At 73.4% G+C, this 13,904-nt stretch carries 12 protein-coding genes; 1 reads left to right on the top strand and 11 read right to left on the bottom strand.

What is annotated here, in order from left to right:
- Nucleotide 1: 1 nt before the first annotated feature.
- Nucleotides 2–1,117: an alanine dehydrogenase gene (ald, locus tag IEY55_RS28170; protein WP_189061605.1), complete on the bottom strand. Its 1,116-nt coding sequence runs from the start codon at nt 1,115–1,117 to the stop codon at nt 2–4.
- 105 nt (nt 1,118–1,222) lie between these two features.
- On the opposite strand from ald, the gene IEY55_RS28165 reads away from it, so the two are divergent.
- Entirely contained in the window at nt 1,223–1,735 is a 513-nt protein-coding gene (locus IEY55_RS28165; RefSeq protein ID WP_189061604.1) for a DUF1707 domain-containing protein, read from the top strand.
- A 168-nt stretch (nt 1,736–1,903) separates the two neighbouring features.
- Here the strand turns inward: IEY55_RS28165 and IEY55_RS28160 are convergent, their stop codons facing one another.
- The 10 genes from IEY55_RS28160 to IEY55_RS32340 all read right to left on the bottom strand — a co-directional run bounded on the left by IEY55_RS28160 (nt 1,904) and on the right by IEY55_RS32340 (nt 13,749).
- Entirely contained in the window at nt 1,904–2,551 is a 648-nt protein-coding gene (locus IEY55_RS28160; protein WP_229686831.1) for an NUDIX domain-containing protein, read from the bottom strand.
- Complete coding sequence (gene pyrG / locus IEY55_RS28155) at nt 2,548–4,329, bottom strand: CTP synthase (RefSeq protein WP_189061603.1); 1,782 nt, start codon at nt 4,327–4,329, stop codon at nt 2,548–2,550. Before pyrG ends, IEY55_RS28160 begins: the two co-directional genes overlap by 4 nt.
- 241 nt (nt 4,330–4,570) lie before the next feature.
- A complete protein-coding gene (locus IEY55_RS28150; RefSeq protein WP_189061602.1) occupies nt 4,571–5,509 on the bottom strand; it encodes a copper transporter in 939 nt (312 codons plus the stop codon).
- On the bottom strand, nt 5,506–6,693 hold the full coding sequence (gene steA / locus IEY55_RS28145) for a putative cytokinetic ring protein SteA (protein ID WP_189061601.1): 1,188 nt from the start codon (nt 6,691–6,693) through the stop codon (nt 5,506–5,508). The genes IEY55_RS28150 and steA overlap by 4 nt, the downstream gene beginning before the upstream one ends.
- A gap of 95 nt (nt 6,694–6,788) precedes the next feature.
- The gene (gene recN / locus IEY55_RS28140) at nt 6,789–8,609 is read right to left on the bottom strand and encodes a DNA repair protein RecN (RefSeq protein ID WP_189061600.1); all 1,821 of its coding nucleotides are present in this window, start codon (nt 8,607–8,609) and stop codon (nt 6,789–6,791) included.
- 153 nt (nt 8,610–8,762) lie between these two features.
- A complete protein-coding gene (locus IEY55_RS28135; RefSeq protein WP_229686830.1) occupies nt 8,763–9,668 on the bottom strand; it encodes an NAD kinase in 906 nt (301 codons plus the stop codon).
- Nucleotides 9,668–10,489, bottom strand: coding sequence for a TlyA family RNA methyltransferase (locus tag IEY55_RS28130; protein ID WP_189061599.1), 822 nt, complete (start codon nt 10,487–10,489; stop codon nt 9,668–9,670). The genes IEY55_RS28135 and IEY55_RS28130 overlap by 1 nt, the downstream gene beginning before the upstream one ends.
- Nucleotide 10,490: 1 nt before the next feature.
- Complete coding sequence (locus IEY55_RS28125) at nt 10,491–10,679, bottom strand: hypothetical protein (RefSeq protein WP_189061598.1); 189 nt, start codon at nt 10,677–10,679, stop codon at nt 10,491–10,493.
- An 83-nt stretch (nt 10,680–10,762) separates the two neighbouring features.
- The gene (locus tag IEY55_RS28120) at nt 10,763–11,764 is read right to left on the bottom strand and encodes an HAD-IIA family hydrolase (protein ID WP_189061597.1); all 1,002 of its coding nucleotides are present in this window, start codon (nt 11,762–11,764) and stop codon (nt 10,763–10,765) included.
- Complete coding sequence (locus IEY55_RS32340) at nt 11,761–13,749, bottom strand: tetratricopeptide repeat protein (protein ID WP_229686837.1); 1,989 nt, start codon at nt 13,747–13,749, stop codon at nt 11,761–11,763. Before IEY55_RS32340 ends, IEY55_RS28120 begins: the two co-directional genes overlap by 4 nt.
- Nucleotides 13,750–13,904 lie beyond the last annotated feature (155 nt).

Genomic DNA, 13,904 nt, shown 5'->3' with positions numbered 1-13,904 from the left:
GTCAGCCCAACGCCTCGAACAGGTTGGTGTGCGGCATGGTGTGCGCTTCGGCCACCTCGGGGTGCACGATCCTCCCTCCGGCCACGTTCACTCCCCTGGCCAGCGCCGGGTCGTCCGTCACCGCCTCGGGGATTCCCCTGTCCGCCAACGCCACGACGTAGGGCAGGGTCACGTTGGTCAGCGCCCAGGTGGACGTGTGCGGTACTGCGCCGGGCATGTTCACCACGCAGTAGAACACGCTGTCGTGCACGCGGAAGGTCGGGGCGTCGTGCGTGGTCGGACGCGAGTCCTCGAAACACCCGCCCTGGTCGACGGAGATGTCCACCAGGACCGAACCGGGCCGCATCCGCGCGACCAGCTCGTTGCTCACCAGCGTGGGCGTCTTGGCGCCCGGGACCAACACCGCGCCGATGACCAGGTCCGCCCACCGGCACGCCTTGTCCACCTCGTAGGCGTTGCTCGTAATGGTCTGCAGATGGCCACGATAGACGAAGTCGATCTGGCGGAGTCGGTGCACGTTGGTGTCCAGTACGCGGACCTCGGCCTGCATCCCGAGCGCGATGGCGGCCGCGTTCATGCCCGACACCCCGGCCCCGATCACCACGACCTTGCCCGCGGGCACGCCGGAGACGCCGCCCAGCAGCACCCCGCGACCGCCCTGGGCGCGTTCCAGGCAGTGCGCGCCCACCTGCGGCGCCATCCGCCCGGCGACCTCGCTCATCGGTGCCAGCAGTGGCAGCGAGCCGTCCGGGAGCTGGACCGTCTCGTAGGCCAGGGCGGTGATCCCGGCATCGAGCAGGGCCCGCAGGCACTCCGGGTTGGCCGCCAGGTGCAGGTAGGTGAACAGGGCCTGACCGGCGCGCATCCGGTGGTACTCGGCGGGCTCGGGTTCCTTCACCTTGAGTACCAGCTCGGCATCGCCCCACACGTCGTCGGCGGTGGGCACGACCGTGGCACCGGCGGCGACGTACTCGCCGTCGGGCAACGCCGAACCCGCGCCCGCACCGGTCTCGAGCAACACCTGGTGGCCGCGCCGGGACAGCTCCAGTACCCCGGCCGGCGTGATGGCCACCCGGTACTCCCGGTTCTTCAGCTCCCGGGGAACCCCGACCCGCACGTCGACCCCTCCCGACCGCGACGGCCGGCGCCGTTGCCGGCCTGGGAAAAGCGTAATCCGCCACCGCGGCCCGGGCTGCGGGCCCGCTCGGCTACCGTGCGTGTCGTGAGTTCGGAAGCGGCAGGCCCGGGCGAGGTCCGCATCGGTACCCGGGAACGGGAGGACGCGATCAAGGTGCTCGGGGAGCACCTGGCCGCCGGGCGGCTCGAGATGGACGAGTACGAGGAGCGGGTGGGCCGCGCCACCGCGGCACGCACGCTCACCGACCTGCGGCCACTGTTCGCCGACCTGCCTCCGCCCCACCCGCCGGCACTGGCCCCACCCCCGCCGCCGATGCCGCCACCCGCGCCACCCAGGATGGTCCCGCCCCCGGTGGGCTATCCGCATCCTGCCGCGATGCTGCCGCCGTCGGACCGGTCCAAGGTGGCGGCCGGGTTGCTGCAGATCCTGTTGCCGTTCGGCGTGGGCCGGTTCTACACCGGGCACGCAGGCATCGCGATCGCCCAGTTACTCACCACGTTCCTCTGCGGGGCGGGCGTGGTGTGGTCCATCGTGGACGGAGTCGTCCTGCTGATCAACGGGGGCACCGACGCCCAGGGCCGCCAGCTCCGCGACTGAACGACCGCGGTGCCGTGACCCGGTCGGATCACGACACCGCAGTCTCTTCAGGCAGTCACCAGGCAATCTCTATGGGGCTCACTATCGCGTTCCGCTCTACACGGTAGCTGTGCACCACCACACCCTTACTACGCAGGCGGATGCGCCCGAAGCCGCCACTGCCGGGAACTACTTCTTGCCGGACTGGCGGGCCGCCCACCGCGTCGGCCGGTCCGGCCAGGGCGCGTCGACCGGGCGGGCGTCCGCGGCCCCGGAGCGCACCGCCTGCGCGGCGAGCAGGCCGGCCACCGCGGAGGCGTTGACGATCTCGCCGGCCAGCGCGCGACGTACCGCCTCGGACAGGTCGATCCGCTCCAGCACCAGATCGGCTTCCTCGCTGCCGTGGTGCACCTCCCGGTCCACTTCGGACAGTCCGGTCGCCAGGTAGACGCGGATGGACTCGTCGCTGAACCCGGGCGTGGGCGTGACGTCCACGAGCACCGACCATTCCCGGGCGGCCAGTCCTGTCTCCTCGGCCAGTTCCCGCTGCGCCGCCGGCAACGGGCTCTCCCCCGGCATATCAAGCAGACCCGCCGGCAGCTCCCACAACCGCCGTCCCACCGGGTGGCGGTACTGGTGGATCATGGCGACCCGGTCGGCCTCGTCGAGTGCCACGATCGCCACCGCCCCGGGATGCTCGACCACCTCGCGCACCCCGGTCGCGCCACCGGGCATCACGACGTCATCGACCCGCAACGTCACCACGCGCCCGATGTAGGCGTCCCGGGTGGCCGCGACCTGGAACTCGTGGCGTCCCGCCTCGCTCTGGGAGTTCACGAGCCCGCTGCCGCCTTCACCGTGCTGTCGTTGGCACGCCTCAACTTTCCCGCCGGCTTGTCCGGCTTACCGGCCTTGTCGTCGGTGGTCTCCGCCAGTTCCACCGGCAGGCGACCGGCGGCCTGGTAGGCCAGGGAGGCGCGGACGAACGCGGCGAACAGCGGGTGCGGGCGGGTGGGTCGGCTCTTCAGCTCCGGGTGCGCCTGGGTGCCGACGAAGAACGGGTGCACGTCCCGGGACAGCTCCACGAACTCCACCAGGTGACCGTCCGGGGAGGTGCCGGAGAACACCAGGCCGGCCTTGGCCAGCCGGTCCCGGTAGGCGTTGTTGACCTCGAAGCGGTGCCGGTGCCGCTCGGAGACCTCGGTGCCGCCGTACGCCTCGGCCACCAGCGAGCCCGGCTGCAGCTTGGCCGGGTAGGCGCCCAGCCGCATGGTGCCGCCCATGTCGCGCTCGCCGGCCACCACATCGGCCTGGTCGGCCATGGTGCTGATGACCGGGTGCTCGGTACGCCCGTTCTCCTCGTCGAACTCGGTGGAGTTCGCCCCGGCCAGGCCGGCCATGGTGCGGGCCGCCTCGATGACCATGCACTGCAGGCCCAGGCACAGCCCAAGCGCGGGGATGCCCCGGGCGCGGGCGTGGGCGAGCGCGCCGATCTTGCCCTCGATGCCGCGCACGCCGAACCCGCCGGGCACCAGCACGCCGTCGACGTCGGCGAGTGCGTGCGCCGCACCGGAGGCGGTGGCGCACTGGTCGGAGGGCACCCACCGGATCTCCACGCGGGCCCGGTGGGCGAAGCCCCCGGCACGCAACGCCTCACTCACCGACAGGTACGCGTCCGGGAGGTCGACGTACTTGCCCACCAAGGCGATGCGCACGGTCTCCGAGGGGTTGTGCACGCGGTCCAGCAGGTCGCCCCACACCGTCCAGTCGACGTCCCGGAACGGCATTCCGAGCCGGCGCACCACGTAGGCGTCCAGGCCCTCGGAGTGCAGCACGCGCGGGATGTCGTAGATCGAGGGCGCGTCCGGCGCGGCGACCACGCCGTCGATGTCCACGTCGCACATCAACGCGATCTTGCGCTTGAGCCCGTCCGGAATCTCCCGGTCGGCGCGGCAGATGATGGCGTCGGGCTGGATACCGATGTTGCGCAGCGCGGCCACCGAGTGCTGCGTCGGCTTGGTCTTCAGCTCGCCGGAGGGCGCCAGGTACGGCACCAGCGACACGTGCAGGAACAGGCAGTTGTCCCGGCCGACGTCGTGCCGGATCTGCCGGCACGCCTCCAGGAAGGGCAGCGACTCGATGTCGCCGACGGTGCCGCCGACCTCGGTGATGACCACGTCCGGGGTGCGGCCGTCCTCGCCGGGCTGCGCCATCGCCCGGATCCGCTCCTTGATGGCGTCGGTGATGTGCGGGATGACCTGGACGGTGTCACCCAGGTACTCGCCGCGCCGCTCCTTGGCGATGACCGCCGAGTAGATCTGGCCGGTGGTGACGTTGGCGTTGCGGGTCAGGTCGCGGTCCAGGAACCGCTCGTAGTGACCGATGTCCAGGTCGGTCTCGGCGCCGTCCTCGGTGACGAACACCTCGCCGTGCTGGAAGGGGTTCATCGTCCCGGGGTCGACGTTGAGGTACGGGTCGAGCTTCTGCATCGTCACCCGCAGGCCACGAGCGGTCAGCAGCTGACCGAGGCTGGAGGCGGTGAGCCCCTTGCCCAGCGAGGAGGCGACGCCTCCGGTAACGAACACGTGCTTGGTCGTACGCGACTGCAGCGCCAAGAGGGGGCTCCCGTGGTTCACGCGATGGTCCGGCCGCCCGATCGGATCGGGGTCTGCGCGACGGGCCGCCCGCGTGGGACACCCGCCGTTCCACGGGACTTCAACTTATCATCCCGTCCCCCGGACGCGCCCGTGACGAGGGCAGGTGTCCCCGGGACGAGGCACAACGGCACCCCCTTGAGGTGTCGCACCCCCGGCCCGAGGGGGTGCGACACCCCCCGCCGCGGGAGGGCGGCCGGAGTCAGCTCGCGGGCATCGGGGCCGGTGCCTGGGCGTTGCCCGCGGCCCCGTACCGACCGGAGCGGCCGTTCAGCTCGTCGCGCAGCGCCAGGACGGTCACCGTCCGGCCGGCCGCGGTGTCGACGTTGTCCACGGTCGAGAGCACCGAGGCGGCCGCGGTGTCCGCGCGCACCACGCCGACCGGCCCGGTCCCGTCGGCCGAGCCGGCGCGTCCGGCCAGGACGGCACCCGCACCGGAGCGGTCGAGCTGGGTGGCGAAACGTGCGACGGTGGCCGCCCGGTCGCCGGCCGCGGCACCGCCGACGGCGCCCCCGGTGAGGACGACGGCCAGCTGTGCCGCACGCAGGTCCTGACCGCCGCGCAGGAAGCCGCCGTCGGTCAACGCCGACAGCGCGGCCGTGACCTCCTCCGGTTTGGCCTGCGGTTGCACGCTTTCCTTGCCCAGCAGCACCAGCGGACCGATCAGCCCGCCGGCCAACGTGCCGGGGTCGGTCGCGGTGGGCAGCTGCACCCCGGCGGGTACCAACCTGGTGACCAACTGGCGTAGCTGGTCGGCGCGACCCGGGTCGGCGAACGCCTCGGTGAGCTGGAGCTCACCGCTGACCGTCCCGCCGGCGCTGCGGACCAGTTCGGCGACGGCGTCCCGGTCGGCCGGGCTGGCGTCGGCGGCGCTGATCAGCACGACGGTGCGCTGGTCGAGGGCGCCGCGCACCAGCGTCGGCCCGACCGTTCCGGTGAACCGGTCCGCGGCGGCCAGCTTCGCGTTGAGCGCGTTGCGTTCCTCCTGCAGGTCGGCGACCTGTTCGTGGAGCGACTCCCGGTCACCGGCCAGCCCGGAGAGCAGTCGGTCGCTGACCGCGGTGGAGCCGAGCACGACCCCCAGTGCCAGTGCCAGGAACACGGCCGCGATGGAGACGATGTGGTAGCGCAGCGAGATCACGGGAACAGCCCCTCGGTCCAGGTGATGAGCTTGTGCCACGCCTGCGTGACCATCTCGGCGTAGACGTTGCCCACGTCGGAGACCAGCAGTGCCGCCGCGACCACCACGAGCGCGGCCAGCACCAGCAGCACCATGGCCCCGAGCGAGACCCGGCTGCGGTGCAGGGTGGCCACCGCCCTGCCGTCCACCAGCTTGCTGCCGAGCTTGAGCCGGGTCAGGAAGGTCGACGGGTTGGAGCCGGACCGGCCCCGGTCGAGGAACTCGTGCAGGGTGGCCTGGAAGCCGACGGTGATCACCAGGGTGGCGCCGTGCGCGTCGGCCAGCAGCAGGGCCAGGTCCTCGGGGTTGCCGGAGGCCGGGAAGGCGACGGTGGGGACGCCGAGGTCCTGGACCCGTTCCTGGCCCGGGGCGAACCCGTCGACGTGGGCCGGCAGGACGACCTCGGCCCCGCACTTGAGGGTCTCGTTCTGCATCCGCATCGGGTCACCGACGATGATGTCCGGCCGGTACCCCAGCTCGCACAGCCGGTCGGCCGCCTCCTCGACGCCGATGAGCACCGGCCGGTACTCCCGGATGTGCCTGCGCAGCCGCTTGACGTCCGCGAGGTAGCCGCCGCCGGGCGCGACGACCAGCACCTGCCGGTCGCGGATCGGCACCCGCACCTCCGGTACACCCACGCCGTCCAGGATCAGTGACCGCTCGCGGCGCAGGAACTCCATCGTGTTGGCGGAGAACGCCTCCAGCTGCGCGGACATGCCGGCCTTCGCCTCGATGAGCTGGTCGGCGATGCTCTCCGTGGTCTGCGCAACACCCCGCGCCACCTCACGGTCACCCGCGTAGATCACACCTTCGTGGATTCGGATGCGGGTGCCGTCGCGCAGCGTCCGCAGCACCTCGGAGCCGACCGCGTCGACCAGCGGGATCTCCGCGGTGAGCAACACCTCGGGGCCGAGGTTGGGAAAGCGGCCGGAGATGGAGGGCGAGGCATTGACCACCGCCGCCGCCCCGGCGGCAACCAGGGCGTCGGCGGTCCGCCGGTCGAGGTCGGCCTGGTCGAGCACGGCGATCTCGCCCGGTTCCAACCGGCGCAGCAGCGCTTCCACGCGCCGATCCACCCGAGCGAAGCCGGACACCCCGGGTAGTGCCTCCCTGCCACCTCGGGTGAGCAGGCCGGTGAGCTTCATGCGACAGATGGTGACAAAGGGGATGCCGGGAGTTGGGATGCCACGCCGACGGCGGACCCCCGGCTACCCGGTGGTGGCACGCCACCATGCGGGCGTCAACGGCCGCCGACGTCCGGGTGTGCCGGGACCACGGACCGCCTCCGTTGCCGGGACTTCGCACGTTGGTCGCGGGCCTTCTCGCCGGCCGCGGTGGCGAGCAGCTCCTCGGCGTGCGCCCGGCCGGTCTCGGTGGAGTCCAGGCCGGCGAGCATGCGGGCCAGCTCCACCACGCGCTGTCCGTCGTCGAGCACCCGGACCCCGCTACGGGTGACACCCGCCCCGCCGACCACCTTGTCCACCACCAGGTGTCGATCGGCGTAGGCCGCGACCTGCGGCAGGTGCGTCACCACGACGACCTGGTGCGTGCCGGCCAGCCGGGCGAGCCGCCGACCGACCTCGACCGCGGCACGGCCGCCGACCCCGGCGTCGACCTCGTCGAACACCAGGGTGGGCACCGGGTCGGCGTCGGCGAGAACCACTTCCAGGGCGAGCATCACCCGGGACAGCTCGCCACCGGAGGCGCCCTTGTGCACCGGCAGCGCGGGCGCGCCCGGGTGTGCCACCAGGCGGAGCTCGACGTCGTCGACGCCGTCCGGGCCGACGTGCGTCCACCGGTCGCCGACGCGCAGCACGCCCGGCTCGCCCTCACGGCCGGCACGGGGTGTGACGGCGACCTCGATGCGGGCGTGCGGCATGGCCAGGCCGGACAGTTCCGCGGTGACCGCCTCGGCCAGCTCACCGGCCGCGGCCTGCCGGGCCGCGGTGACCCGCTCGGCGTGCCCGGCCAACTCGCCGGCCAGCTCGTCCCGCCGCGCAGCGAGGGCGGCCAGGGCCTCCTCGGAGGTGTCCAGCGAGGCCAGCCGTTGCTCGGCGGATCGGGCCCAGGCCAGGACGCCGTCGACATCCGCGGCGTACTTGCGGGTGAGCTGCTTCAGTTCGGCCTGCCGGGCGAGCACCTGTTCCAGCCGGGCCGGGTCGGCTTCGAGGCGGTCCAGGTAGCCGGCCAGCTCGGTGCCGACGTCGGCGAGCAGCGTGGCCGCCTCTGCCAGCCGCGGCTCGAGGTCGCGCAACGCGTGGTCCTCGGTGGCGCCGAGCCGACGGCGGGCCTCGGCCACCAGACCGAGCGCGCCCGGGGCGTCCGGATCGCCGTCGCTGGCCCCGGTGACGGCGAACTGGGCGCCGGCCGCGGCCTCCCGGAGCTGGTCGACGTCGGCCAGGCGGCGGGCCTCGGCCACCAGGTCGGCGTCCTCGCCAGGCTCGGGGTCGACGGCGGCGATCTCGGCCAGGCCGTGCTTGAGCAGGTCGGCCTCGCGGGCCATCTCGCGGGAGCGCTCGGTCCGCTCGGTCAGCTCGGCGCAGACCCGCAGCCATTCCTCGCGCACCCGGCGGTAGTCCTGGAGTGGGGCGGCCACCGCGTCACCGGCGAAGCGGTCGAGCACGGCACGCTGTTCACCGGGCCGGAGCAGGCGGAGCTGGTCGTTCTGCCCGTGCACCGCCAGCAACGCCTCGGCCAGTTCGGCCAGCACGCCCGCCGGCACCGACCGACCGCCGAGGTGGGCGCGGGACCGGCCGTCGGTGTTGACCGTGCGTACCGCGATGAGGCTGCCGTCCTCGTCCAGCTCGGCGCCGGCCTCCTCGGCCAGCCGCCGGGCGAGCCCGCCCCGGCCCGGCCGGAACCGGCCCTCCACCACGGCCCGGTCGGCCCCGGCCCGGATCCGGGATGCTTCGGCCCGACCACCGCCGAGCAGGTGCAGCCCGGTCACCACCATCGTCTTGCCGGCTCCGGTCTCGCCGGTCACGACGGTGAGGCCCGGGTGCAGGTGCAGCGTCGCCTCGTCGATCACGCCGAGGCCCTTGATGCGCATCTCGGCAAGCACGGGACCAAACCCTAGACGCTGGTGCCCACGACCGGGTGGAGCCTCGGCGGTCTCGGTGGGCTGGAGACAACCAGGAGTGATCACCGTCTGCTGTCGCGAGTGGCCGAGCTCGTGGTTGCCGACCGGGTGCGGGTGTCCCGCACCAGCACAGCGTCAGGAGTGCGGGCGGGGCGGGCCGCGCCAGCCCTGGACGGGCAGCGTGAACTTCTGTACGAGCCGGTCGGCGAACGGCGCGTCCTTCTTCAGACGCACCAGCTTCAGCGGTTTCTCACCTGCGGTGATCTCCACGCGGCTTCCCGGTGGCAGGTCGACGGTGCGCCGGCCGTCACACGCCAGCACGGCGGGATGCCCGTGCTGCTCGACCTCCAGCGCGACCACCGAGTCCGGTTGCACGACCAGCGGCCGGGCGAACAGCGCGTGCGCGTTGCTCGGTACCACCAGCAACGCCTGCACGCCCGGCCACACCACCGGTCCGCCGGCGGAGAACGCGTAGGCGGTGGATCCGGTGGGGGTGGCCACCAGCACGCCGTCGCAGCCGAAGGCCGACACCGGGCGCCGATCGATCTCGAGCACGACCTCGAGGATCCGTTCCCGGCTGCTGCGTTCCACGCTGGCTTCGTTGAGTGCCCAGGTCCGGGTCACGCGTGAGCCGTCGAGCAGCACGGTGACGTCGATCGTCATCCGCTCCTCGACGTGGTAGTCGCAGGCGGCCACGGTGGCCACGGCCTCGTCCAGCGCGTGTGGGTCGGCCTCGGCGAGGAACCCGACGCGGCCGAGGTTCACCCCGAGCACCGGTACACCGGCCGGCCAGGCCAGCTCGGCCGCGCGCAGCAGGGTGCCGTCGCCACCGAGCGCGAGCACCAGCTCGGTGCCCTCCGCGGCCCTGGGGTCGGCCGCGACCACCCGGTCGTAGCAGGACGGGTCGAGGTCGGGTGCCTCCTCGGCCAGCACCCGCAGGCCGATGCCGGCGTTGTTCAACCGGTGCGCGACCTCCTCCGCGGTGCGGAGGTTGTCCTTGCGCCCGGTGTGCACGACCAGCAGCGCCTCGCGTGGCATCATCACGGACCCTCCCCAACGGCGGCGTGCACCAGCTCGGCGGGGTCGACCGCGGGCGCCGAGGCGCCTGCGGCCGCCCGCTGCAGCCAGACGAAGAACTCCACATTGCCGGAAGGACCCGGCAGCGGGCTCGCGGTGACACCGCGCAGGGTGAGGCCCAGCTCCGTGGCGGCGGCGACCACCCCGAGGACGGCATCGGCGCGCAGCTCGGGATCACGGACCACACCACCGGAGCCGAGGCGTTCCCTCCCGACCTCGAACTGTGGTTTCACCATCGGCACCAGATCGGCGCCCTCCGCGGCACAGGCGAGCAGCGCCGGCAGCACCAGGCGCAGCGAGATGAACGACAGGTCGGCCACGACGACCTCGACGGGCCCGCCGATCAGCTCCGGGGTCAGGTTCCGTACGTTCGTGCGGTCCAGAACCTGCACCCGCTCGTCGGTGCGCAGCCGCCAGGCGAGCTGCCCGTACCCGACGTCGACGGCGATGACCTCGCGGGCGCCGCGACGCAGCAGCACATCGGTGAAACCGCCGGTGGAGGCGCCGGCATCCAGGCATCGGCGGCCGGCCACGGCCAGTCCGGCGGGCTCGAACGCCGCGAGTGCGCCGAGAAGCTTGTGTGCGCCGCGCGAGGCCCAGTTGGGAGCGTCCTCGACGCCCCGCACCACCACGGGAGCGTCGGCCTCCACGGCGGTGGCGGGCTTGCGGGCGACCATGCCACGCACCGTCACCCGGCCCTCGCTCACGAGCTGGACGGCGTGCTCGCGGGAACGGGCCAGCCCGCGTCGGACCAGTTCGGCGTCCAGCCGAGCACGTCGTGCCACGCTAGATCCTGTCGATCGCGGACAACGCGTCGGTGAGGGCGCCGTGGACCGCGTCGAAGCGGGCCACGTGGTCGGCGACGGGGAGGGTGTCCAGGTCGACCAGCCCCGCCAGGGCGGCGTCGACCGCGGCGCGGTGCTCGGCGTCAGGGTCTGCCAACACCGCCGGCGAAGGCGTGTGTTCGGGCCTCATGGTGCCGCTCCCGTCCGGCTGGAGTTATCGGATGATCTTGCTTGCTTCGTCCGGTCGTTCCGGCCGATGTCCACGCTAGCTGATCAACGCCCGGAGAGACCGAGCCGCTCGACCGCGTCGCGGGAGATGTCGTCCGCGGGGATGACCGGAACCGGACCCGCTTTCTCCGCCCACCACGTCCCGCACAGGGCACGCAGGGCGGCGACCACGTCGCCACCGGGCTCGGCGTGCAGGTGGAGCGCGTCGCCGTCCAGCCCGGCGCGCCATCCGGTCGCGGTGCCGATCCGGACCTCGTCCGCGGGTCGCAACAACGCCTCGAGGTCGGCGGCCAGGTACTGGAACCGGTGATCCTTGGCGGCGGCGAGCGCAGCGGCCGGAGTCGTCACACCGGTGAGCACCAGGAGGCAGTCCATTCCGGCAGCGGCCGCGCCGGCGATGTCGGTGTCCAGCCGGTCGCCGACGACCAGGGCGCGCTGTGCCCCGGCGGCAGCTTGGGCGAGCAGCCCGCGCTCCGGCTTCCCGGCGACAATGGGCGTGCCGCCGGTGGCGGTACGCAGGGCGGCCACCATCGCCCCGCTGCCCGGGAGCTCACCCCGCTCGGAGGGCAGGGTGGGGTCGACGTTGCAGGCCACCCACAACGCGCCCGCCCGGATGGCCAGGCACGCCTCGGCGAGGTCGCGCCACGCCGTGTCCGGGGAGTGGCCCTGGACGACGGCGACCGGGTCGTCGGCCTGGTTCCGCACCGGGTTCAGCCCCTGGGCGCGCACCTCGTCGCGCAGGGCGTCGGTGCCGACGACCAGCACGTTCGCCCCGGCGGGCAGCCGTTCGGCGAGCACGGCGGCGCCGGCCTGGGCGCTCGTTCGCACCTCCTCCGGGCTGGCGGGCAGCCCCATGTCGCGGAGGTGGTCGGCGACCTGCCGGGGTGAGCGGGAAGCGTTGTTCGTGACGAACCGGATCGCGGTGCCCGCGGCCCGGACGCGGCCGAGCGTCTCGGCCGCGCCGGGCACCAGCTCGCCGCCGCGGAACACGGTGCCGTCGAGGTCGAGCAGCACCGCGTCGTAGTCGTCGAGCAGGCGGGCCGTCACTTCTGCTCGGGCTCCTCGGCGGCCGGTTCGTCGACGGGCCGTTCCCGCTGCGCCGGCGGCTCGGGAACACGATCCTCGACCCGTTCCGACGGCTCGACCGGTTCCACCGACTCGCTCGACCCAACCGGTTCGGCAGGCTGCCCCGTGGCCGCCGTCTCCTCGGCGCGGAGTACCTCCTCGGCGCGTTCGGCCTGCTCGGCCCCGGCCGTGCCCTCCGGCGTACCGGCGGCCTCCTCCAGCACTCCGCCCTGGGCGAGCTCGGTGGCCCGCTCAGCGGCGTCGGTCTCCTCGTTCTCGTCCGCGTCGGCCGCGTGCAGGAACCATCGCACGGCCTCCTCGGTGCGGCCCACGGCGGCGAGGTTGTCGGCGTAGGCGTAGAAGAGCCGGGCGCTCCACGGCTGCCACACCTTCGGGTCCAGGTCCGCACCCTGCAGGGCGACCACGGCCGCGTCCAGCTCGCCCAGGTCACGACGTGCGCCGGCGGCCACGATGCGCAGCTCGACGGCCTCCTCGGCCGGCAGTTCCGCCGCCTCCGGGCTGCGCACCAGCTCCAGGGCACGCTCCGGCCGGCCCAGCGCCCGCTCGCAGTCGGCCATCACCGCGACGTGGCCGGGGCCGCCGGTCATCCGACGCGCGGCACGCAGCTCGGACAACGCCTCGGCCCACTCCCCGGCGTGGTAGGCGGTGAGGCCGGCGGCCTCGCGGACCACGCCGACCCGGGTCGCCTTGGCTCGGGCGTACCGCGCGTGCTCCAGGGCCCGCTCCGGCTCGGAGTCGATCAGCTGGCCCGCCGCAACCAGGTGCTTGGCCACCAGCTCGGCGAGGGTGCGGGGCATGCCCCGCAGGTCGCGGCGAACCTCGACGTCGAGCAGCTCGGGGTCGACGTCCTCGGGCAGCTCGGGTGCGGCCACCCTGGGCGTGGCCGCGCGCTCGTCATCGCGGTCCCGCCGGGGCCGGCGGTCACGGTCGGCAAAGGCACCGCGCCGGTCCCGGTCGTCCCGGTCACGGCGGGGCGGGAAGTCGCGGCGGTCCCGGTCCTGTCGCCAGCCGCCACCCCGCCCGCGGAAGTCCCCACGCTCGCCCCGTTCGCCGCGACGGTCGTCGAAGTCGCGGCGCTTGAAGTCACGGCGGCCACCGCCGCGACCCTCGAACCGCCGTTCTCCGGAGTCGAAGCGGTCGCGGTCGGAACGACCACCGCGGCCCCGGTCATCGCGGTCGAAACCGCGCCGTCCCCCGGAGTCCCGGTTGTCGAACCGCCGCCCACCGGAGTCGAACCGATCCCGGTCCGAACGCCAACCACCACGACCCCGGTCATCGCGGTCGAAACCACGCCGACCACCGAACCCGCCACCGGAGTCACGTCGATCGGACTCGCTGCGGCCACCACGGAAGCCACCACGGTCGCGCGAGTCGAAGCGGTCGCGGTCGGAACGACCACCGCGGCCCCGGTCGTCCCGGTCAAAGCCGCGCCGTCCCCCGGAGTCCCGGTTGTCGAACCGCCGCCCACCGGAGTCGAACCGATCCCGGTCCGAACGCCAACCACCACGACCCCGGTCGTCCCGACCGAAACCACGCCGACCACCAGAGTCCCGGTTGTCGAACCGCCGCCCACCGGAGCGGTCGCGATCCTGGTCGCGGCCCCGGTCGTCCCGGTTCTGCCACCCATTGCGGTTCCCGCGGCGATCGGACTCGCCACGGCCACCACGGAAGCCACCACGGTCACCGGAGTCGCTCCGGTCGCCGCGCCATCCACCGCGATCCCGGTCGGGGCGGCCGTTGTCGTCCCGCCGGCCTCGATCCCCGTAACCGCCGCGGGCGTCGCCGCCCGAGCGGCGGCCCGAGCCGCGGTCCCAACCACCGTTCCGGTCGCGGTTGCCGCCCCGGAAGCCGGGGGACCCGCCACGTCCGGACGCGCCTACGCGTCGGTCGCCATCCTTACCGGAGCCGGCACCGCGTCCCCGTCGGGACTCAGCCGAACCTGTCACGAAAAACCTTCCTGAACATACGAGTAGGGACCTGCGCACCTGGGAGCACTCTGAAGAGTACCCCCAAGGCGCAGGTCCCTACCGGGAGGAATTGTTCGGCGGCGTCCTACTCTCCCACACCCCCACGAGTGCAGTACCATCGGCGCTGGAGGACT

Source organism: Longimycelium tulufanense, assembly GCF_014645795.1.
Taxonomy (GTDB): Bacteria; Actinomycetota; Actinomycetes; order Mycobacteriales; family Pseudonocardiaceae; genus Longimycelium; species Longimycelium tulufanense.
Note: the sequence above shows the minus strand (reverse complement) of the source record. Positions and strands in the feature narration are given on the sequence as shown.

Bases quoted from the DNA above. Each gene is read 5' to 3' on its own strand.
- steA (WP_189061601.1), bottom strand. From the start codon at position 6,693: ATGAAGCTCACCGGCCTGCTCACCCGAGGTGGCAGGGAGGCACTACCC.
- IEY55_RS28135 (WP_229686830.1), bottom strand. From the start codon at position 9,668: ATGATGCCACGCGAGGCGCTGCTGGTCGTGCACACCGGGCGCAAGGAC.
- IEY55_RS28125 (WP_189061598.1), bottom strand. From the start codon at position 10,679: ATGAGGCCCGAACACACGCCTTCGCCGGCGGTGTTGGCAGACCCTGAC.